A 21,888-nucleotide genomic window follows, 5' to 3' on the forward strand; every position below is an offset into this window, starting at 1 on the left:
GAAGCCGTAGCCCGCGCAGACCACCAATTCACCATGCCTAACCAGCAAGATCGCGATCAATTTGCCCCGCCCCGCCCCAAAGGCCGGGCGCGCTCATGGTCGCTCGCCCTGGCCGCGCACGGGTTGCTGATCGCGGCCCTGCTGTGGACGGTGCGCCCCCCCAAGGAAGCCGACGAAGCCATGGTCGAAGCCGAGGTCTGGAGCAGCTCCGCCCCGGCTTCCGCAGCCGCCGTGACACCGCCGCCTGCCGCTGCGGAGCCCACGCCGGAGCCAGCCCCGGCTCCCGAGCCGCCACCTCCTCCGCCGGAGCCCGTGGTGGCACCGCTGCCTCCTCCTGCTCCTGCCCCCAAGGTCCAAGCCCCTGACGACGATCATGAGGCCGAGATTGCCCTGGCCAAAAAGAAAAAGCAGGAGCAGCTGAAGAAGGAAAAGGCCGAGCAGGAAGCGCGCGAACAGCGGGAAAAAGAGCGCAAGGAAAAAGCCGAGAAGGACAAGGCCGAAAAGGAAAAGGCCGAAAAGGCGCAGCTGGAAAAGCAAAAGGCCGAGAAGGCTGAAAAAGCCGAAAAGGAACGCAAGGAAAAGCTCGAGCACGAGAAAAAGGAAAAGGCTGAAAAGGCCGACAAGGCGGCCAAGGACAAGGCCGATAAGGAAAAAGCGGAAAAGGCTGAGAAAGAGAAAGCCGAGAAAGCTGCCAAGGACAAGGCTGCCAGGGAAAAGGCCGACAAGGAAAAAGCAGCCAAGGAAGCCAAGGAGAAGGCGGCCAGGGACGCCAGGGATGCCAAGGCAGCCGATGATCGCCGCAAGGCCGAGCTGGCACGCCTGCAAGGGCTGGCCGGCGGCTCCGGCGGCAGCGATCAGTCCGGCAGCGGCGGCAGCCGCACGGGCGGTGCGGGCAGCAGTGCCAGCGGCGGTCCCTCGGCGGGTTATGCGGCCAAAGTGGCAGCGCGCGTCAAGCCCAACATCGTCTACCCCGATGCGGTCAGCGGCAATCCGCGTGCCGAGGTTCGCGTGCGCACGGCACCGGACGGCACCATCACCAGTGCCACGATCTCCAAGTCCAGCGGCAACGCGGCCTGGGATGAGGCCGTGGTCCGCGCCCTGCACAAGACCGACAAGCTGCCGCGCGATATCGACGGCAAGGTGCCCTCGGATCTGGTCATAGGCTTCAGACCCCAGGACTGACGCGGGACTGCTCCCCGCGCTGTCCCCCAAGCCCCGCAGGCATGGCCTTCGGGGCTTTTTTACTTGTGGCCATTCCGCAACGCACCGAGCTGCACGGCTTGCGCCGCCGCCCGCCAGTCCATAGCATGCCTTTCTTTGCCGCACTCCATGCAGGATTGCGCGCCTCACCCACTCACGCAAAGGAGAGAGCCATGTCCCAGACGACAAATCCCTTTGCAGTCGTGCACGCCTAAAGCCTTCTAGCGCTTCCCGCCACGCTGCAGACCCTGGCCGGCCCATGGAACAACATGGAGTCAGGCTTTGCGCTGCGCGTGAATTCCCGGATGCCTCCTGGCCGAGCATGTCGCGACTGCCCCATCGCTGATTTCATGCATTCGACCAAGGGCCATTCATGGGCAATTCTTTTTCGGACACCTATATCAAGGTGTTCGCCAACCGCAGCGTCTGGATCGAGGACGCTGCCATCCAGCAACTTCACACCACCGCCGCCAATCTGGACGGCATCCGCGCCGCAGTGGGTCTTCCCGACCTGCATCCGGGCCGGGGCTATCCCGTGGGCGCGGCCTTCTTCTCGACAGAACGCTTCTACCCGGCCCTGGTCGGCGGCGACATAGGCTGCGGCATGTCCCTGTACGCGACCAGCCTGGCCGTGCACAGGACTTCGGGCGCCAAGCTCGAAAAAGCCGTGGGCAATATCGACGGCCCTCTGCCCCAGGAACTGCTGGAGACCGCGGACATGGAGCAGTTGCAGCAGATCGCGCAGACCAGCGGTGTCGCCGATCTGGCCTATCTGCTGCAGAGTCTGGGCACCATCGGCGGCGGCAACCACTTTGCCGAACTGCAGCAGGTCGAGACCCTCTATGAGGAAGGCGCGCTCGACAAAAAGCGCGTGCACCTCATGGTGCACAGCGGCTCGCGCGGCCTTGGCGGCTCCATCCTGCGTGAGCATGTGCAGCGCTTCAGCCACGACGGTCTGGCCGCCGGCAGCGAAGCCGCACGGCAATACCTGCTGCAGCACGATGCCGCCATCGACTATGCCCAGCTCAACCGCCGCAGCATCGCCCAGCGCCTGCTGCGTGCGATCCGCACCCAGGGCGAGGCCGTGCTCGACATCACGCACAACCATGTGCTGCCCCACCACTGGCAGGGCCAGGACGGCTTTCTGCACCGCAAGGGCGCCACGCCGGCGGACCGGGGTCTGGTCGTCATTCCGGGCTCGCGCGGCGACTACAGCTATCTGGTGCGGCCCGTCGCCGGGCGGCACGAGGCCCTGGATTCGCTGGCCCACGGCGCCGGCCGCAAATGGGCGCGCACGGACTGCATGGGCCGGCTGCGGCCCCGCTTCACGCTGGACGAGCTGCTGCGCACGCGCTTCGGCAGCGCCGTGGTCTGCGCGGACCGCGAGCTGGTCTACGAGGAGGCCCCCCAGGCCTACAAGGATGTGGACTCCGTGGTCGCCAGCCTGCAGCAAGCCGGCCTGGTGGAGCTTGTCGCGCGTCTCAAGCCCCTGCTGACCTACAAGAAGGGGGGCATGCAATGCTGCTGATGCAACTGAGCTCCGCCCATGGCCCTGCCGAGTGCGAGTACGCGCTGCAGCTGACGCTGCGCAAGCTGCTGCAGGCCTGCGCGGCCGAGGACCTGGCCGTCGAGGTGCTGGAGGAGTCCCGCACCCCGGCCGGCTACAGGTCGGTACTGCTGCGCTGCGAGCGCGAGACGCCCGCCCTGCGCGAATGGCTGGGCACCATCCAGTGGATCTTCGCCAGCCCCTTTCGGCCGCGGCATCCGCGCAAGAACTGGTTCGTCGCCGTGCAGCGCTGCGAGCCGCCGCGCCAACTGGCCATGGACGGCGAGATCCTGTTCCAGTCCTGCAAGGCTTCGGGCAAGGGCGGCCAGCATGTCAACACCACGGACTCGGCCGTCCATGCCCTGCATGTGCCCAGCGGGATTGCCGTCAAGGTCATGAGCGAGCGCAGCCAGCATGCCAACAAGCGACTGGCGCGCGAGCTGCTGGCCATCAAGCTGGCGCAGCACAATGCGCGCAGCGAGGGGCAGGCGCAGCGCCTGCGCAGCCAGCAGCACTGGGAAGTCGAGCGCGGCCAGGCCGTCAAGGTCTTCCGCCTGTAAGCGCCCCGTGACGACATTGCCGCCCGCCTCCCGAACGCAGGGGCGGCGGCAATGTCGCTGTGGCCCCGACCACTCAGAAGCACAGATAGCCCCCCAGGGCCAGAAGACTGAGCATCAGCAGCTTCCGGAAAAGCTCGGGCGAGAGTTTCTCGCGCAGCAGCTCGCCCCAGTGCATGCCGGCCAGAGCCGGAATCAGCATCAGGGCCGAAGCCAGCAGTCCCAGCCCCATCTCCTGCGCCTGCGCACCCAGGCCCTGTCCTTGCCAGAGCAAACCGGCCCCCAGGGCCAGCGTGGAGGTGGTAAAGCACAGGCCCATGGCCTGCATGAGTGCGAAACGGGACAGGCCCAGCGACTGCAAAAAAGCCACGGCTGGCACGACAAAGACACCGGTCACCGCCGTGATGGCGCCCGTCAGCAGGCCGCATACCGCCCCCAGCCAGGCCTGGTGCGGCAGCGGCGTCTGCCAGCGCAGACCCGACAGCCCCCACAGGGCATACATCACCAGCGCCAGACCCAGGGCCGGCCTGGCCGCAGGCAGGCTGCCGACTCCGCCCCAAAGGGCCACGCCTCCGAGCGTGCCCAGCACGATGCCCAGCTGCATCCAGCCCAGACGCTGCAGCATGGGCCGCAAACCCGCCACAGGCCGCATCTGCACCAGATTCGTCACCAGCGACGGCAACAGCAGCAAGGCCGCCGCCTGCGCAGGCGGCATGAACACCGCCAGCAAGGCCATGGAAACCGTGGGCAGGCCCAGACCCACCACGCCCTTGACACAACCTGCCAGTCCAAACACGGCAATGGCTGCCGCAGCCATCCAGCCTTCGTTCCACATCATCAATCCTTCGTATCATCCGAACCTTTAGACACCGGCAAGATCCATTTTTCTCTTGCATGGCCCTGATAATCCTTCGATACAGAACGCTTTACCAACGGGATTATTCAAATCCAGACTTCGTACAAACCTTAGGCTTGACCCCATGCGCTTTGACCTGACCGACCTCCAGCTGTTTGTGCACATCCTCGACAGCGGCACGCTGACGGCAGCGGCACAGCGCAGCCATCTCACGCTGGCCTCGGCCAGCGAGCGCGTGCGCGGCATGGAGGCGCTTCTGGGCACGGCACTGCTCATTCGCAAGGCACGCGGCGTGCAGCCAACGGCTGCAGGCCACACCCTGGGCCAGCATGCGCGCCAGGTGCTCAGCCAGATGCAGCTGCTGCGCGGAGCCATGGGCGAATTCGGCGCCGGCCTGGCCGGGCAGATACGTTTGCGCGGCAATACCTCGGCCGTGCGCGAGCATCTGCCGCTGGCCGTCAGCGGCTTTCTGCGCCAGCACCCACAGATTGCACTGGAGCTGCAGGAATGCCCCAGCAGCGAAGTGCTGGCCGGACTGCGCCAGGGCCTGTGCGATATCGGCGTGGCCGCCTGGGATGCCGAAGACAGCAGCGCCCTGGCAGGCCTGCACTGCCAGCCCTGGAGGCAGGACCCGCTGGCCGCCGCATTGCCGCTGGGCCATGCACTGGCCGGGCGCGCGCACCTTTCGCTGGCCGAGCTGCTGCACGAGAGCTGGGTCGGCCTGCCGCGCGAATCCGCCCTGCAGCAGCTGCTGCAGAAACAGGCCTTGCGGATCAATGACAGGCTGCTGCGCATGCAGGTCCAGCTGCAGCATTTCGAAGGTCTGTGCCAGCTCGTGGGCCAGGGCGTGGGCATTGCCGTGCTGCCGCTGGCCGCCGTGCAGCGCCACGGTGGCGCCACTGGCGTGGCGGCCGTGCCGCTGTCCGACGCCTGGGCGCAGCGCCAGCTGCTGCTGTGCACGCCCGCCGCCACCGCATCGCTGTCATTGCCTGCGCGGCAGCTGCACGCGCAGCTGCTACAGACCGCGTAGCCTTAGCAAGCCACGGTGAAAAGCGCTATGCGGGACAATAGCGCCATCATGACCCTCAAAGCCCCCGAACTGCTGCTGCCTGCCGGCTCGCTCGACAAGATGCGCGCCGCCTACGACTTTGGTGCCGACGCCGTCTACGCCGGCCAGCCGCGCTACAGCTTGCGCGCGCGCAACAACGAATTCCGCCTGGAGCAGATCGGCCAGGGCATTGCCGAGGCGCATGCACGCGGCAAGAAGTTCTTCCTGACCAGCAATCTGATTGCGCACAACGACAAGGTGCGCACCTATCTGCGCGACATCGAGCCCATCATCGCCATGAAGCCCGACGCCATGATCATGGCCGACCCCGGGCTCATCATGATGGTCAAGGAAAAATGGCCCGAGCAGGAAATCCACCTGTCCGTGCAGGCCAACACCACCAACTACGCCACCGTGAAGTTCTGGCAGAAGATGGGCGTCTCGCGCATCATCCTGTCGCGCGAGCTGAGCCTGGACGAGATCGAGAAGATCCGCCAGGAATGCCCCGACATGGAGCTGGAAGTGTTTGTGCACGGCGCGCTGTGCATCGCCTACTCGGGGCGCTGCCTGCTGTCGGGCTACTTCAACCGCCGCGACCCCAACCAGGGCACCTGCACCAACGCCTGCCGCTGGGACTACAAGACGCATGACGCGGCCGTGGACCCCAACACCGGCGAGGCGCTGGGCCAGACCATGGAGAACGGCTTCAACTTCGAAGAAGCCAAGAACGATCTGGACAACCAGTTCACCAGCACCTGCGGCGACCAGCAGCGCCATCCCAAGGCCGATGCCATCTATCTGCTCGAGGAAAAAGGCCGCCCCGGCGAGATGATGCCCATCATGGAAGATGAGCATGGCACCTACATCATGAACTCCAAGGACCTGCGCGCCGTGGAGCATGTGGAGCGCCTGACCAGGATCGGCGTGGACTCGCTCAAGATCGAAGGCCGCACCAAGAGCCTGTACTACGTGGCCCGCACGGCCCAGACCTACCGCCGCGCCATCGACGACGCCGTGGCCGGGCGCCCGTTCAACCCGCACCTGATCACCGAGCTCGAAGGCCTAGCCAACCGCGGCTATACCGGCGGCCTGCTGGAGCGCCGCCCTGCCAACGACTACCAGAACTACGAAACCGGCCACAGCGTGCTGCAGCGCAGCCACTTCGTGGGCGCGGTGCGCGGCTACGCCGACGGCATGGCCGAGATTGAAACCATGAACCGTTTCGCCGTGGGCGACACCATCGAAGTGATTCATCCCCAGGGCAACCGCCAAGTCAAGCTGGAGAAGATGTTCAACCTCGAAGGCCAGCCCGTGGAAGTCGCACAAGGCAACCCCGTGCGCGTGCGCATTCCGCTGGAAGGCCCTGTGGAAGGTGCGCTGATTTCGCGTCTGCTGTAAGCTCGAGCGGCTTTGCTTTTCCAACGCCCCATTCGCTGGGGCGTTGCTCTTTTATCTATAGCTGCTTTCGCTCGTCTTCTAACGAATTCACATTGATTTCATGCTGAAAACGAATGCCAAAAAGCGCAAGCAGCTCCTCAATTTAAAGAACACACATGGAACTGAAGATTGACGAAGGCCTGAAGGCCTATATCGACCCTCTGACCCCGGACGAGCACGAATCGCTGGAGCGCAGCATCCTCGCCGAAGGCTGCCGCGACTCCCTGGTGGTCTGGGGCGATCTGCTCATCGACGGCCACAACCGCTACGGCATCTGCCGCAAGCACGACCTGCCCTTCAACACCGTGCAGGCCACGCAGTTCAAGAACATGGACGACGTGCATCTGTGGATGATCGACCAGCATCTGGGCCGCCGCTCGGTCTCCGACTTCCAGCGCGGCGTGCTGGCGCTGCGCAAGCGCGAGATCATTGCCGAGCGACGCGCTGCGGCAGCCGCTGCCGTGAACGCTGCCAAGGCCTCCCAGGCTGAAGGCGAGCAAGCCCCCTGGGAAGGCGAGACCGACCCCGTGGTGGCCCAGGCCCTGGCCAGCGTGGCCAAGGTGCCCGACGAAGCGCTGGACACGCGTGAAGCCCTGGCCCGCGCCGCCCGCCTGTCGGCCGGCCAGGTCAAGATGATCGAGACGATCCAGGAAAAGGCCGCGCCCGAAGTCGTGGCCGCGGTCAAGGCCGGTGAGCTCTCGCTCAACGCCGCTGCCGTGGTCGCCACCCTGCCTGAGGAAGAGCAGCAGGCCGTGGCCGCCGAAGGCGCCGATGCGCTCAAGCAGGCCGCCAAGCGCGTGCGCGATGCCAAGAAAAAGCCCAAGGCCGCCAAGCCCGAAGCCGAAGAATCGGCAGAAGCCGCGCCAGCCGCCAGCCCCGAAGAGCTGCAGGCCCGCGTCACCGAGCTGGAGGCCGAGAACGAGCGCCTGCGCCTGCAGGTCAAGACCTTGCAGGACCTGCTGGCAGAACAGGGTTAAGGCGCGCCAGCTGCGATGGGCTCTGCCTGCCGCTCAGAGCGCGTCGAAGCCATGGGCGCGCAGGCTTTGGCGCATGAGCTGCACGACCCTGCGCAGGCGTTCGCGCGGCATGCGATTTTCGGTGGCTGCCGCGCTGATGCCGGCCAGCACATCGCCGCTGGCGGTTTGACGGGACCGCACCGGCCGCCAGATGGCGGCACGGCCCCGAGACCACCGGACGCTGTTGATCAGGCCTCGGCCGTGAAGCCCACCTGCTTGACGATGGGCGCCCACTTGGCCAGGTCGTCCTTGATCAGCGCTGCCAGCTCGGCAGGCGAGGACGACATGGCCTCCAGACCGAATACGGCCAGGCTGTCGACCACATCGGGGCTGACCAGGGCCTGGCGCATCTGCGCGTTGAGCCGCTCCACCTGATCGGGCTTGGCCTTGGCCGGCAGAAAGAAGCCGAACCACTCGCTGTGGGCCATGTTCTTGTAACCCTGCTCGGTATAGGTGGGCACCTTGGGCATGAAGCGATTGCGCTTGGCACCGCTCACGCCCAGCAGGCGCATCTTGCCGCTGGCCGCGTGCTGCATGGCGTCGCCCACGGGGCAGCTCACTGCGGCGATGTTGCCACCCATCATGTCCATGAGCGCAGGCTGCGAGCCGCGATAGCCCACGTGCTTGAAGTCCACGCCCGCCTGCTGGCCCAGCAGGGCGCCGACGAAGTGCGGCGTGGAGCCCGCAGCGGGCGAACCGAAGCTGGCGCCGTCGGGATGGGTCTTGGCCCAGGCAAAGAACTCGGGCACGGTGGTCACGCTGGTGGGCACCATGGGGCCGACGGCAAAGCCGAAGTCGAAGATACAGCCCACGGAGACGGGCGTGAGATCGGTCACGGGGTCGTAGCCCAGCTTCTTGTAGATGTGCGGGTAGATAGTGAGCATGGAGGTGGGCGTCTGCAGCATCACCGAGCCATCGGCCGGGCGGCTCTTGACGTAGTTGATGGCGATCTGCCCGCCCGCGCCCGTGCGGTTTTCCACCACCACGGCCTTGGCGTAGGCGGCGAGCTTGGTGCCCACGCGGCGGCATATGGCGTCCGAGGTTCCACCGGCCGCGAAGCCGGTGATGATGTTCAGATTCTCGAGCGGCGCCTGTGCCAGCGCCGGCAGGCCCAGGCCCGAAAGCAGCGCTCCCGCGCTGCCTGCGCCTGCGGTCTGCAGCCATTCGCGGCGGTTGAAGTTCATAGGAGTCTCCTTGGTGTTTTGAGTCGTCGTTGGATCTGTCCGTCAGGGCCTGGAGTGGTTTCACGCTCCCGGGTCGCTGCCTTTGCCTCTGGGCGCATCACTTGCTGTCGCGCAGCCAGGTCACCGCCCCCGAATGCGTGACCGCGCCCTGGTGGGCGGGGCGCACGGTCAGCGCGTATTTCTCCAGCAGCCCGCCCAGGGGGCGCTGCTGCGCGCGGCTGGCCCTGGCGGCTTCCAGCCGCGCGGAGATGACGGCAGGCTCGAGCTCCACCGTGATGCTGCGCGCTCCGGCCCGCGCGTCGATGGCAATGATGTCGCCGTCCTGGAGCGCGGCAATCGGCCCGCCGTCAGCGGCCTCCGGCCCCGCGTAGCCTATGCACAGGCCGCGCGTGGCGCCCGAGAAGCGCCCGTCGGTGAGCAGTGCCACCTTGTCGCCCATGCCCTGGCCGTAGAGCAAGGCGGTGATGCCCAGCATCTCGCGCATGCCGGGGCTGCCCTTGGGGCCTTCGTTGCGTATCACCAGCACATCGCCGCTCTGGTAGGCCATGGCCTGCACGGCGTCCTGTGCTTGCTCCTCGGAGTCGAAGACGCGGGCCGGGCCGCGGTGCACCAGGGTCTTGAGCCCCGCCGTCTTGAGCAGGGCACCGTCCGGGCACAGATTGCCCTTGAGCACCGTGAGCCCGCCGTCGGCCGAGATCGGGTTGCCGGCCTTGCGCACCACTTCGCCGTCGGGCTCGGCGGCACCGGCCACCTCCTCGGCCAGCGTGCGGCCCGTGAAGGTGAGCGCATCGCCATGCAGCAGACCCTGCTCCAGCAGGGTGCGCAGGATGACGGCCGCACCGCCGATGTAGTAGACGTCGCGCGCCAGGAAGCGGCCGCCGGGCTTGAGGTCGGCGATCAGCGGCGTGCGCGCGAAGATCTCGGCCACGTCGTCGAGGTGAAAGCGTATGCCGGCCTCGTGCGCGATGGCCGGCAGGTGCAGGGCCGCATTCGTGGAGCCACCCGTGGCGCAAACCACGGCACAGGCGTTTTCCAGGGCCTTGCGCGTGACGATGTCGCGCGGCAGCACGGCCTCGCCCCTGGCGCTGGCCCAGACCATTTCCATGAGCTGGCGGCCCGCGCGGCGCATCAGCGGCGCGCGTTCGCTGAACACGGCCGGCACCATGCTGGAGCCTATGGGCGCCAGGCCCAGGGCCTCGCTGACCATGCCCATGGTGTTGGCCGTGAACTGCCCGGCGCAGGCCCCGGCCGAGGGCAGGCACGAGCGTGTGACGGTGTCCAGCTCCTGCATGGTGGAGGTGCCGGCCAGCACCTTGCCGATGGTCTCGTAGGTGTCGACCACGTTGAGATCACGCCCCGAGACGCTGCCCGGCATCTGCCCGGGCAGGGCCGAGCCGCCATGCACGAAGACGCTGGGCACATTGCAGCGCACCATGGCCATCATCAGGCCCGGCAGGTTCTTGTCGCAGGCACCCACGGCAAAGATGCCGTCCCACTGGTGGCCGCGCACCGAGGCCTCCACGCTGTCGGCGATCAGCTCGCGCGAGATCAGTGAAAAGCGCATGCCCGAATGCGCCATGGTCAGGCCGTCGCTGACCGAGACCACGGGGCACTCGTGGGGCATGCCGCCGCCCGCGTAGATGCCGGTCTTGGCATGCTGGGCCTGGTCGCGAAGGTTCATATTGCAGGGGCTCATCTCCCCGCCCGTATGGAACACCCCCACATGCGGGCGTGCGATCTCCTCATCGTCCTGGCCCAGCGCATGCAAAAAGCTGCGCGCGCTGGCACGCAAGGTGCCGCGGTGCACGGTGGCCGAGCGCAGGCCGGGGGCGGAGGGAGGCGGACAAGAGTCGGAGGGTTCAGCGGGGCCGTTGGCGGCGGCCTGAGGATCAGTGGAGCGGAAATCGTTCATGGGGCGAGAAGCGGAAGCGGGATGAAGTCCAGTGGCTGCAGGAATGTGCCGGAACTTCGCCGCATGTTTATGAACGATAACCGTCAGCCCCGGCCCTGAACATTGGCGTTTCACCTTGCCGCTGCCCGGCCTTCCGGCAAGAAAAGGCCCGCTGGCGCAGGATTGCGCCGGGGCTTGCGTTAACGCCTGCAGACCGCAGGCGCCGTTGGGGCCCGCCGGGTCAGGCCGGCAGCTGCGCGCCCTGACCTGCCAGCCTGCAGGACCTGCTGGCCGAACAAGGTTAAGCCGCTCTCTTGCCCAGCTCCCACACGCAGCGTCCCCGGACGGCCAGATTGCTGCACGGGGAGGCTGTTTTTTTTGTGTCTCAACATAACCACATACAGCCAAATGACAGCCATTCTCATTAATATCTGCGCCTGCCAATAAACGCCACATAGCCCCCTCCGGCCCCGACTGAAGACAAGAGATGCCGCCAGCGCAAGGCTGGGGCAGCGCGCTGTTCATGCCAGCCAGGTGCTGTGTGCCATCCTCTACAACACCTATGGCTAACCTCCATCTTTCCGACTCCCCTGCTTTTCGCCTGAGCAGCGCCGCCGCTGCCGTTGCCGCAGCCCTTGGCGTGCTCGCCAGCCCCGTTCATGCACAGACGGCCAGCGCCTCAGCTGCCGATGTCGCCCTGGACTCGGTCACCGTCACCGGCAACTGGCTGGATGGCGATATGTCCAGTGCCGAGAAGGTTCTGGAGCATCCAGGCGCCCGCACCATCGTCGAGCGCGAGCGCATTCAGGAAAGCGGCGCGGCCACCTTGCGCGAAGCGCTGCGCCTGGTGCCCGGTGTGCAGGTTCAGGACAGCAACGGCACGGGCGGCAGCGATATCTCTCTGAACCTGAGCGTGCGCGGCCTGACCGCGCGCCTGTCGCCACGCTCCTATGTGCTGCAGGACGGCGTGCCCGTCTCCTACGCGCCCTATGGTCAACCCCAGCTGTCGCTGGCGCCCGTGGCGCTGGGCAATCTGGACTCCATCGACGTGGTGCGCGGCGCAGGCTCCGTGCGCTACGGCCCGCAGAACGTGGGCGGCATCATCAACTTCACGACGCGTGCCATTCCCAAGACCTTTGCGGCCGAAGCCTCCATCGGCACCGAGATCTACAGCCACGGCGGCAATGTGAAGACCACGCCCAGCTTCTTTGTGGGCGGCACCAACGAGTCGGGCCTGGGCCTGGCCGTGCTGTATTCGGGCACGCACGGCAAGGGCTGGCGCAGCAGCAACGACAAGACCGACATCGACGATCTGCTGGTCAAGGGCAGCTACAAGCTCAGCAACAACAGCAGCATTTCCGCTTCGCTGCACCACTTCGAGGGCAAGGGCCAGATGCCCGGCGGCCTGACCACGGCCCAGTACGCCGCCGACCCGTTCCAGAGCACGCGCAACTATGACCAGTTCACGGGCCGCCGCACGGACGGCTCGCTCAAGTACAGCTACAAGGACGGTCGCAACAACTTCGAAGTGCTCAGCTACTACGTGGACTCCTTCCGCGGCAGCTATATCGAACGCGATGCCACAGGCGCCAATGCCGGCAAGCGCAGCCTCACAGCCGCACCGCGCGACTACAGCTACTACGGCGTGGAGCCGCGCTACTCGCGCATTTTCGAGACCGGCTCCGTGGTGCAGGAAGTCAGCGTTGGCTATCGCTACCTCAAGGAAAAGAGCTCGGAGACGGCGCAGGCCACTTCCGGCTTCTATGTGCCCGGTCAGGTCGATGCCATGGCCCTGCCGCTGAACACCACCCAGACCAGCCAGGGCGGCACCACGGCCAATGCCTTCTATATCGACAACCGCATCGATGTGGGCAACTGGACCATCACGCCCGGCGTTCGCTACGAGCGCATCCGCTCCTTCAACAATGTGGTGGACTACAAGGGCGCGACCGCAGCGGCCATCTACCCGACGGCGGCCGCCAACGAACTGCTGCCCACGCTGTCGTTGCTCTACCGCGTCGACAGCCACTGGTCGGTGTTCGCCAATGCCGGCAAGTCCTTCGGGCCCCAGCAGTACGCACAGCTGGCCCAGTCGTCCAACAACCAGCTCTACCCCGAATCGGCCAAGACCTACGAGCTGGGCACGCACTACAAGAGCGACACCTGGAACGGTGAGCTGACGCTGTTCAACATCGACTTCAACAAGGAGCTGTTCCTGGACCGCCCGGGCGACGGCACCGGCAACGGCATCTGGACCGATCTGGGTGCCACGCGCCACCGTGGTCTGGAATCGGCACTGCGCTATGACTTCGGCAAGAACTACCCGGCACTCAAGGGCCTGTCGCTGGGCATGAGCTATACCTTCACCCAGGCCACCAGCCAGGCCGGCCCCTTCGCAGGTCGCGACCTGCCGCTTTATTCGCGCCACACGGCCGGCCTGTCGGCACGTTATGCGATGGAGCGCTGGACCTTCAATGCCGATCTGAACGCCCAGTCCAAGCAACGCTCGCCCGGCACGCCCGGCACCAGCGCCAAGCCCAATCCCTATATCACGCAGGAAGATGCCAACGGCAATCTGGGCGATATCCCCGGCTTTGCCATCCTGGGCCTTCGCACCAGCTACCAGGCGGGCAAGGAGCTGAACAATCTGCGCCTGACCGTGGGCATGAAGAACGTGTTTGACCGCCGCTACTTCACCCGCTCCACCGACAACAACGGCGGTGGCAAATACGTGGGCATGCCACGCACCCTGTACGTTCAGGCCACCCTGCCGTTCTAAGCGGCGGCCCCGCGAGTCCAGCCTCCCGGCCGGTCTCGCGGGGCATCACACCATCACGCGCAATGACTTCGCTCCGTTCTCTGTGGCTGCGGCTGCATCGCTGGTTTGCCCTGGGCCTGGGCTGGATCCTGATTCTGGCCGGGCTCACCGGCACCCTGCTCATCATCGGCCAGCCGCTGGACCGCATGGTGCACCCCGAGCTGTTCCAGGCCCACACTACGAATGCGCAGCAGGCCCAGCAGGCCGCAGCACTGGCGCCGATACTGGCAAGAGCCCATGAGGAGTTCGGCAGCAAAGCCACTTTGCGCTTCCGGCTGCCTCAGCAGACGCAGGACAGCCTGTGGCTGCGCGTTCAGGCGGCCAACTGGCGCGGCACCATTTACCTGGACCCCGTGACCGGACAGGAGCAGGGCCGCCGCGGCGAGACCGAGGGCTTTGTCAACACGCTGTTCAAGCTGCACAGCACCTTGCTGCTGGAGGCCAACGGCAAGGCCATACTGGCCTGGACCACGCTGGCCTATGTGCTGCTGCTGCTGACGGGCGTCATTCTCTGGTGGCCCAAGCGCTGGCCGGGCAACTGGCGCATAGAACTCAACAAAAGCCTGGTGCGCGCCCTGTTTGACATGCACCGCATCGGCGGCGTGATCATGGGGCTGCTGATCGCGGTGTCGGTCGTCACTGGTGCCTATATGGCATGGCGGCCGCTGGGCGCCTGGCTCAATGTGCTCAGCAGCAGCACGGCAGTCAAGCCACCCAAGCTGCCCGCACTGGCTGCGCAAGGCGCCGCCCAACCGCTGCCAGCCGATGTGGACGCCATGCTGGCCTCGGCCCGCGCGGCCATGCCCGATGCCCAGGCCAGCTTCGTGCAGCTGCCGCCCAATGCCAAACAGGCCGTACGCATCCGCTTTCGCGCCCCGGGCGAGCCGCACCCCAACGGCATCAGCTCGGTATGGCTGGACCCGCGCAACGGGGCGGTGCTGGACGTCAGGCGCTGGAATGAGCTCGACCCCGGCGCAGCGGCGGTGGCCGTGGCCTATCCGCTGCACACGGGCGAGCTCGGTGGCGTGCTGATGGAAATCCTGGCCGGTCTCAACGGTCTGGTGCTGGGCGGCTTGGGAATCAGCGGGATCTGGCTCTGGTGGCACCGCCGCAAGGCCAGAAAGCTTGCCGCCCAGAGAAAGTCCTGAAGGAGCCGGACCCGGATACCCCTGTTCAGGGCCGGGTCTGCTTGCATCACAGCCTCTGCGGCCTCAGCATCTTGACTTCCACCGATGAGCAGACAAGGAGCTGAAGATGGCTATGAATCCCGTTGGCTGGTTCGAGATCTACGTGCAGGACATGTCGCGCGCCAGGAGCTTCTACGAAGCCGTGCTGGGCTGTCAGCTGCAAGCGCTGGCCATGCCTGAAGGCGGCGAGCACCCCGATATGGAGATGTGGGCCTTTCCCGGGCAGCCGGATAACGCTGGCGCCACCGGGGCGCTGGTCCGCATGCCCGAATGCCCCTCTGGCGGCGGCGGCACGCTGGTCTATTTCGTCTGTGAAGACTGCGCCGAGCAGGCCGCCCGCGTCGCACGCAACGGCGGCAGCCTGCACCGCGACAAAGTCTCCATAGGCCCTTATGGCTTTATTGCTCTGGCCATCGATACCGAAGGCAATATGTTTGGCCTGCACTCGATGAAATAGGGCTCGCGCCAGCCCACGAAAAAGGCCTGCCTCCGAAGAGGACAGGCCTTTTGTCTGGCAAGCGGGCGCAATCAGGCCAGCAGCTGCCTCAGCACATAGGGCAGGATGCCGCCATGGCGGTAGTAGTCCACCTCGATGGGTGTATCGATGCGCAGCTTCACGGTCAGGGTTTTCTTGCTGCCGTCGGGCCTGGTGATCACCAGCTGGGCATCGCTTTGCGGCGCCAGGTCGGCGGCCGGGATCACATCGATGAACTCCTCGCCCGTCAGGCCCAGGCTTTGCCAGCTGTCATTGCCCTTGAACTGCAGCGGCAACACGCCCATGCCCACCAGATTGGAGCGGTGAATGCGCTCGAAGCTGCGCGCCACCACGGCCTTGATGCCCAGCAGCTGCGTGCCCTTGGCCGCCCAGTCGCGGCTCGAGCCCGTGCCGTACTCCTCGCCGGCCAGCACCACGGTGGCTCGGCCCGCAGCCTGGTACTTCATGGCCGCGTCGTAAATAGCCATCTTCTCGGCCCTGCCATTGTCGTCACGGTACAGCGTGATGCCGCCCTCCTCGCGCGAGCCGTCGGCCGCAGCGGGAATCATCAGGTTCTTGATACGCACATTGGCAAATGTGCCGCGCATCATCACCTCATGGTTGCCCCGGCGCGAGCCATAGCTGTTGAAGTCGGCTTTTTGCACACCATGCTCGAGCAACCACTTGCCTGCCGGCGAAGACTCCTTGATGGAGCCTGCGGGCGAGATATGGTCGGTGGTGATGGAGTCTCCGAACAAGGCCATGATGCGGGCACCATGCACCGCGCTTGGATTGGAGGCTCTGTCTGTCGTTGCGGACGGCGCTTTCAGTTCCAGAGCAAAGTCGGCAAAGAACGGCGGCTCGGCGATATAGGTGCTCTCGGGCCAGGTATAGGTGGCGCCCGTCACACCCCGAATCTTTTCCCAGAGCTTGCCCGGCTCGCTGGCCACCTGCTCGTAATTGCTGCGGAAAGCCTTGCCGTTCATGGCGAACTTGAGCAGCTCCTGGATCTCCTCGCTGCTGGGCCAGATATCGCCCAGATACACGTCCTTGCCGCCCTTGCCCTTGCCCACCGGCTCGGTCATGAGGTCCTTGCGCACCGTCCCGGCGATCGCATAGGCCACCACCAACGGAGGGCTGGCCAGGAAGTTGGCCTTGATATTGGGGTGGATGCGTGCTTCGAAATTGCGGTTGCCCGACAGGACGGCCGCGCAGACCAGCTCATTGCGGGTGATGACATCGTTGAGCTCGGGCGTCAGATCGCCGGCATTGCCGATGCAGGTGGTGCAGCCATAGCCGGCCAGCGCAAAGCCCAGCTTCTCCAGATAGGGCAGCAGCCCCGCCTCGGTCAGATAACGGGTCACCAGGCGAGAGCCTGGCGCCAGCGAAGTCTTGATATGCGGCTGAACCTTGAGTCCCGCCTGCACCGCCTTCTTGGCCAGCAGGCCCGCCGCCAGCATGACGCTGGGGTTGGAGGTGTTGGTGCAGCTCGTGATGGCGGCAATCAGCACATCGCCATTGCCGACATGCAGCACCGGCTCGTCGATGCCCGGCAGATCGCATACGGACTTGGCCGTCGCATCGTCGTGAGCGGTTTCCAAGGTAGGCCGGTTGCTGACCATCTCCACCACAGCCCGATCCGCTCCTGCCTTGGGCGGCGGTGCATCGGTCGCCTGCTCACCTTCGCCGCAGCCCACGCGATAGCGCTGATCGAGCTTCTGTGCCGGCTGATTGAAGCCGTTGACAGCTGCCGATGCCGAGAACAGCTCGGTGAACTTGCGCGCCACATCGCCGATTTCGATACGGTCCTGCGGACGCTTGGGGCCGGCCAGACTCGGGGCTACAGTACCGAGATCGAGCTTGACCACTTGCGAGTAATCGATATCGCCCGCCTTGGGCACGCCAAACAGCTGCTGGACCTTGAAATAGGCTTCGAAAGCCTGGATCTCGCTCTTGGTGCGTCCGGTTCCCTTGAAGTACTCGATGGTTTTCTCATCGACAGGGAAGAAACCCATGGTTGCCCCATATTCGGGAGCCATATTGCCGATGGTGGCGCGATCCGGCAGGGACAGGCTGCGCGTGCCTTCGCCAAAGAATTCGACGAATTTGCCGACCACTTTTTCCTTGCGCAGCAGCTCCGTGACGGTGAGCACCAGATCGGTGGCGGTCACGCCCTCGCGCAACTGGCCGGTCAGCTCGAAGCCCACCACATCAGGCGTGAGGAAGTACACGGGCTGGCCCAGCATGGCCGCCTCGGCCTCGATGCCGCCCACACCCCAGGCCACCACGCCTATGCCGTTGATCATGGTGGTATGGCTGTCGGTACCGACTAAGGTGTCGGGGTAGTACACCGCCTCGCCCTTGCCGCTCCTGGCCTTGTGCACGCCGCGCGCCAGATATTCCAGATTGACCTGGTGCACGATGCCAAAGCCCGGCGGCACGACACCGAAGGTGTCGAAGGCCTGCATGCCCCATTTCATGAACTGGTAGCGCTCCTGGTTGCGCTGGAACTCCAGCTTCATGTTCAGGTCCAGCGCCTTCTTGGTGCCGAAGTAGTCGACCATGATGGAGTGATCCACCACCAGATCCACGGGCACCAGCGGCTCGATGGACTTGGGCTTCTTGCCCAGCTTGGCAGCCGTACTGCGCATGGCAGCCAGGTCGGCCAGCAAGGGCACGCCGGTGAAGTCCTGCAGCACCACGCGCGCGACGACAAACGGAATCTCGTCGACACGCTCGGCCTTGGGTTGCCAGCGCGCCAGCTGCGCCACATGCTCCTCGGTGATCTTGTTGCCATCGCAGTTGCGCAGCACCGATTCGAGCACGATACGAATCGAGACCGGCAGGCGCTTGATTTCGGGGAACTGCTTGGCCAGGGCCGGCAAGGAATAGAACTTGCCCTTCTTGCCCTCGGCCAGTTCAAAGGACTTCAGGGTTTTGGCAAAAGCATGCGACATCGTGAGACTCTCCATGGACAGAACACAGGGAAAACGCTTTTGCATTCCATTGTGCACACAACTCCCGAGAAAAGGGTGGGACAGGGCGCCGGCAACGCAAACCGGCTCACATGGGCGCAAAAAAGAAAGCCCGCTCTGGGCGGGCTGGAGTTACGGTGAGGCAAGCTCAGGCGCTGGCGTCCGGCAGAAACTCCTGTCCTTCGCTCAAGGGCGCAAAGCGGTAGCTGGCCGGCGTGCGGCTGAGCTTGACCGGAGCGCCCAGCCCCTGGTATTGGCCCATCGTCACCACCATCTCGCGGTGCACGGTATGCGGATGCTCAAGCGCCTGAGCCACATCGAGCACCGGCGCTGCAGGCACGCCGATGGCCATCAACTCATCGGCAAGCTTCACGCCATCGAACGGCGCAAACGCCTTCTGCAGCAGGGGCTTGAGCTCGGCACGGTGGACGGAACGCTGGCCTGCAGTGGCAAAGCGCTCATCCTGCGCCAGTCCCTCCTGCCCGACATGGTTGCACAGCAGCCGGAACTGTCGGTCATTGCCCACGGCCAAAAAGATGGGGGCACCGCCCGTGCTGAGCACGTCATAGGGATAGATGTTGGGATGGGCATTGCCAGAGCGCTGCGGCACCTTGCGCCCCATGAACCAGTTGGCCGCATGGGGGTGGAGCAGCGACAGGCCGGAGTCATAGAGCGAGGCGTCAACCAGTTGCCCCTGTCCGCTTCGCCCCCGCTCGTGCAGGGCCAGCAGCACGCCTATGGTGGCATTCAGCCCCGTCACCATGTCCACCACCGGCAGGCCCACGCGCAGCGGGTCGCCGTCGGCCTCGCCGTTGATGCTCATGATGCCGGCCATGGCCTGGATGGCTGCATCGTAGCCGGGCAGGCTTCCCAGGGGACCGTCGGCACCAAAGCCCGTGACGCGGCACCAGATCAGATGCGGCAGCTCTTCTCGCATCTGCTCATAGCCTATGCCCCATTTCTCCATGGTGCCGACCTTGAAGTTCTCCACCACCACATCGGCCTCGGCCATCAATGCGCGCACGCGCTGCTGGCCTTCGGGCACAGACAGATCGAGAAACTGGAGGCGCTTGTTGCGGTTCAAGCCGAAGTAGTAGGAGGCCACGCCGTCGCGAAACGGAGGCCCCCAGGTGCGGGTGTCGTCGCCCTGCGGCGGCTCCACCTTGAGCACATCGGCGCCATGGTCGCCCAGTATCTGGCCACAGAACGGACCACCCAGAATGCGTGACAGATCAAGCACCTTGACGCCCTGCAGGGCTCCGGCGCCAACCGTGGCTGGATTGTGCATGTTTCACTTTCCGACAGAATGCGGGCCCATGGCCCGCGTGTTGATCAAAGATTGTTCGCGGGCTTGCGCCGCCAGACGCGGCAGCCCACACCTCAGGCCAGAGGCTTTCGGCCCACGCCGCGCACCAGCGTGCTCAGGCGCTGATGGATGGCATGGAAGCTCTGGTCCGCCTCTGCCTGCGAGGCAACGGGCTGGCTAAGGTGCTTGCCCTCCAGCTCCAGCTTGGCGCGGATTTCCGGATTCACCAGAGCCTGCCCTATGGCACTGCGCAGCGCGGCCACGCGGTCCGCGGGAGTGCCCTTCTTCACGAAGTAGCCCGCACTGACCGTGTATTCGAAATCCGGGCTGAGGCGGCTTTGCGATATCAGCGGCACATGAGCCAGCTCCTTGGGCAGGGTCTTGGAGAAGCTGGTCAGAATCTTCAGGCGCCCCTGCCTGGCCATGCCTTCGAAGCTTGCCTGATAAGGCAGGATGGCGAAGTCCACCTGCCCTCCTGCCAGGTCCTGCAGGGCCGGCGCGCCGCCCTTGTAGGGCACATGCAAAAACGGCAGCTTCAGTCTGGCTGCCAGAGCATCGCCCATCAGGTTGTACATGCAGTCCACGCCCACCGTGCCATAGGTCAGCGGGCCGCTTTTGCTGGCGCGTGCATATTCGATGAACTCGTCATAGCTGTCGACAGGCAGCCCGCTCTTGACCATGAGCACGATGGGCGACTCAGTCGTGGGAGCCGCCAGCGTGAAGTCGCCCGGCTTGTAGCGCGCTGCCGTATTGAGCATGGGCGCCAGGAAGATCTCGTTGGCCGAGCCATGGAAGAACATATAGCCGTCTGCAGGCGCGTTGAGCACCTTGGCAGCAGCAATCAGGCCCGTGCCGCCGCCCAGGTTCTCCACCACCACCTGCTGCCTGATGCTGCGGCCTATGGATTCGGCAAAGATGCGCGCCGCCACATCGCTGGCCCCGCCCGCGGGAAAAGGCACCATGAGAATCAGTGGCTTGGCCGGAAAGCTTTCTGCAGCCCGGACCCCGGTCGAAGCTGCTGCCAAGGCGGCCGTCTGCCACAGTGTGTGCCGCACAAAGCCGCGGCGGTTCCATGTACCCATCTCCTGTCTCCCTCTTCTATATGCGGCCGCTCAGGCCAGGTAGCTTTGCACCAGTTGCGTCCAGAAGGCAGCGCCTATGTGCAGGGCCTTGTCGTTGAAGTCGTACAGCGGGTTGTGCACCATGCAGCCTCCGTCCTCGCCCACGCCGTTGCCCAGCCGGATATAGGCGCCGGGGCGCTTTTGCAGCATGTAGGCAAAGTCTTCGCTGCCCATGGTCGGCGTGCGCTCGCCCACCTTGTCCTCGCCCAGCAGGCGTATGGCCACCTGCCGCGCGTATTCGGTCTGGGCTGCACAATTCACGAGCACCGGGTACTTGTGCACGTAGTCGATGTCGCAGCTGAGCTGATAGCTCTCGGCCTGGGCCTGCACAAAGGCCTTGATGCGCGTCTCCACCCAGCTGCGCACGTCCGGGTGCAGGGCGCGCACGCCGATCTTGAGCACGGCGCTCTCGGGCACGATGTTGAAGACCTCGCCGGCCTGGATGGAGCCCACCGTGATCACGGCCGCCTGCTGGGCATCGATCTCGCGCGTGATGATGGACTGCAGGCCCAGCACGATGCTGGCCGCGCACTGCATGCTGTCTATGCCGTGGTGCGGCATGGCGCCATGGGCGCTGCGCCCGCGCAGCGTAACGGTCACGCGGTCGAACGAGGCCATGGCCGGTCCGGAGCTGATGGCCATCTGGCCCACGGGCAGGCCTGGCGCGTTGTGCAGCGCATAGATCTCGTCGCAGGGAAACAGCTCGAACAGGCCCTCGTCCACCATGCGCATGGCGCCGCCCTCATTCTCCTCGGCAGGCTGGAAGATCAGGTTCAGCGTACCGTCGAAGTCGAGCTTTTCGGCGATGTACCTTGCCGCGCACAGCAAGATGGCGGTATGCCCGTCATGGCCGCAGGCATGCATTTTCCCGGGCAGGCGGCTGGCGTAGTCCAGGCCTGTTCTTTCAAGAATGGGCAAGGCGTCCATATCGGCGCGTATGCCCAGCGACTTGCTGCCCGAGCCTTTCTTGAGCACGCCGACCACGCCGGTCACGCCCAGGCCTCGGTGCACGGCATAGCCCCAGCGAGCCAGGGATGCAGCCACCATGTCGCTGGTGCGCGTCTCTTGGAAGGCGAGTTCGGGATGGGCATGGATGCTGCGGCGGACCTCGACGAACTCGGCAGCGACCGCCTGCAATTGCGCAAGCAGAGGGGATGGGCTTGAAAATGTCATGGCAATGGATAGGTGAAGAACCCCGGCCCATGTCTTGCACGGGCCCGCAGGCAGTGGCTGGTGGTGCTAGACAGTGTCCCCTCACAACCCGTGCAAGA

Annotated in this window: 17 protein-coding genes; 9 read left to right on the forward strand and 8 right to left on the reverse strand. The window is 65.4% G+C overall.

The window, feature by feature from the left end; translation table 11 throughout:
- Positions 1–33 precede the first annotated feature (33 nt).
- From tolA to prfH, 3 genes are all read left to right on the forward strand, one after another.
- Positions 34–1,182 (forward strand): cell envelope integrity protein TolA, encoded by a 1,149-nt coding sequence (gene tolA / locus P353_RS26930; RefSeq protein WP_034376475.1) that lies wholly within the window; start codon positions 34–36, stop codon positions 1,180–1,182.
- A 391-nt stretch (positions 1,183–1,573) separates the two neighbouring features.
- Positions 1,574–2,728, forward strand: coding sequence for an RNA ligase RtcB family protein (locus P353_RS26935; RefSeq protein WP_034376477.1), 1,155 nt, complete (start codon positions 1,574–1,576; stop codon positions 2,726–2,728).
- A complete protein-coding gene (gene prfH, locus P353_RS26940) occupies positions 2,719–3,306 on the forward strand; it encodes a peptide chain release factor H (protein ID WP_034376480.1) in 588 nt (195 codons plus the stop codon). The genes P353_RS26935 and prfH overlap by 10 nt, the downstream gene beginning before the upstream one ends.
- A 73-nt stretch (positions 3,307–3,379) precedes the next feature.
- Here prfH and P353_RS26945 read toward each other — a convergent pair whose 3' ends face one another.
- Complete coding sequence (locus P353_RS26945) at positions 3,380–4,138, reverse strand: sulfite exporter TauE/SafE family protein (RefSeq protein WP_034376619.1); 759 nt, start codon at positions 4,136–4,138, stop codon at positions 3,380–3,382.
- A gap of 145 nt (positions 4,139–4,283) precedes the next feature.
- Between P353_RS26945 and P353_RS26950 the strand changes: the two genes are divergently transcribed.
- From P353_RS26950 to P353_RS26960, 3 genes are all read left to right on the forward strand, one after another.
- Positions 4,284–5,189 (forward strand): LysR substrate-binding domain-containing protein, encoded by a 906-nt coding sequence (locus P353_RS26950; RefSeq protein WP_034376482.1) that lies wholly within the window; start codon positions 4,284–4,286, stop codon positions 5,187–5,189.
- A gap of 27 nt (positions 5,190–5,216) precedes the next feature.
- Complete coding sequence (gene yegQ, locus P353_RS26955; protein ID WP_034376484.1) at positions 5,217–6,605, forward strand: tRNA 5-hydroxyuridine modification protein YegQ; 1,389 nt, start codon at positions 5,217–5,219, stop codon at positions 6,603–6,605.
- A gap of 155 nt (positions 6,606–6,760) precedes the next feature.
- Entirely contained in the window at positions 6,761–7,621 is an 861-nt protein-coding gene (locus P353_RS26960; RefSeq protein ID WP_034376485.1) for a plasmid replication/partition related protein, read from the forward strand.
- A 33-nt stretch (positions 7,622–7,654) separates the two neighbouring features.
- On the opposite strand, the gene P353_RS28935 is transcribed toward P353_RS26960, so the two are convergent.
- From P353_RS28935 to ilvD, 3 genes are all read right to left on the reverse strand, one after another.
- Complete coding sequence (locus tag P353_RS28935) at positions 7,655–7,801, reverse strand: hypothetical protein (RefSeq protein WP_198529176.1); 147 nt, start codon at positions 7,799–7,801, stop codon at positions 7,655–7,657.
- 47 nt (positions 7,802–7,848) lie between these two features.
- Positions 7,849–8,844, reverse strand: coding sequence for a Bug family tripartite tricarboxylate transporter substrate binding protein (locus P353_RS26965; RefSeq protein ID WP_034376487.1), 996 nt, complete (start codon positions 8,842–8,844; stop codon positions 7,849–7,851).
- A 97-nt stretch (positions 8,845–8,941) separates the two neighbouring features.
- Positions 8,942–10,756 carry a dihydroxy-acid dehydratase gene (gene ilvD / locus P353_RS26970; protein ID WP_034376488.1) on the reverse strand — a complete coding sequence of 605 codons (1,815 nt, stop codon included), beginning with the start codon at positions 10,754–10,756 and terminating at the stop codon, positions 8,942–8,944.
- A 541-nt stretch (positions 10,757–11,297) separates the two neighbouring features.
- Here ilvD and P353_RS26975 point away from each other — a divergent pair.
- The 3 genes from P353_RS26975 to P353_RS26985 all read left to right on the forward strand — a co-directional run bounded on the left by P353_RS26975 (position 11,298) and on the right by P353_RS26985 (position 15,197).
- A complete protein-coding gene (locus P353_RS26975) occupies positions 11,298–13,514 on the forward strand; it encodes a TonB-dependent receptor family protein (protein ID WP_052085034.1) in 2,217 nt (738 codons plus the stop codon).
- Between the two features lie 62 nt (positions 13,515–13,576).
- The gene (locus P353_RS26980; protein WP_034376491.1) at positions 13,577–14,701 is read left to right on the forward strand and encodes a PepSY-associated TM helix domain-containing protein; all 1,125 of its coding nucleotides are present in this window, start codon (positions 13,577–13,579) and stop codon (positions 14,699–14,701) included.
- 106 nt (positions 14,702–14,807) lie between these two features.
- Positions 14,808–15,197 carry a VOC family protein gene (locus P353_RS26985; protein ID WP_012839226.1) on the forward strand — a complete coding sequence of 130 codons (390 nt, stop codon included), beginning with the start codon at positions 14,808–14,810 and terminating at the stop codon, positions 15,195–15,197.
- 71 nt (positions 15,198–15,268) lie between these two features.
- On the opposite strand, the gene P353_RS26990 is transcribed toward P353_RS26985, so the two are convergent.
- From P353_RS26990 to P353_RS27005, 4 genes are all read right to left on the reverse strand, one after another.
- The gene (locus P353_RS26990; RefSeq protein ID WP_034376493.1) at positions 15,269–18,172 is read right to left on the reverse strand and encodes an aconitate hydratase; all 2,904 of its coding nucleotides are present in this window, start codon (positions 18,170–18,172) and stop codon (positions 15,269–15,271) included.
- A gap of 166 nt (positions 18,173–18,338) precedes the next feature.
- Positions 18,339–19,478, reverse strand: coding sequence for a CaiB/BaiF CoA transferase family protein (locus tag P353_RS26995; RefSeq protein ID WP_034376496.1), 1,140 nt, complete (start codon positions 19,476–19,478; stop codon positions 18,339–18,341).
- Positions 19,479–19,570: 92 nt separating this feature from the next.
- Positions 19,571–20,578 (reverse strand): tripartite tricarboxylate transporter substrate binding protein, encoded by a 1,008-nt coding sequence (locus P353_RS27000; RefSeq protein WP_034376498.1) that lies wholly within the window; start codon positions 20,576–20,578, stop codon positions 19,571–19,573.
- A 30-nt stretch (positions 20,579–20,608) separates the two neighbouring features.
- Positions 20,609–21,790: a M20 aminoacylase family protein gene (locus tag P353_RS27005; RefSeq protein WP_034376500.1), complete on the reverse strand. Its 1,182-nt coding sequence runs from the start codon at positions 21,788–21,790 to the stop codon at positions 20,609–20,611.
- Between the last annotated feature and the right edge of the window lie 98 nt (positions 21,791–21,888).

This window comes from Comamonas testosteroni, from assembly GCF_000761245.1.
GTDB lineage: Bacteria > Pseudomonadota > Gammaproteobacteria > Burkholderiales > Burkholderiaceae_C > Comamonas > Comamonas testosteroni_C.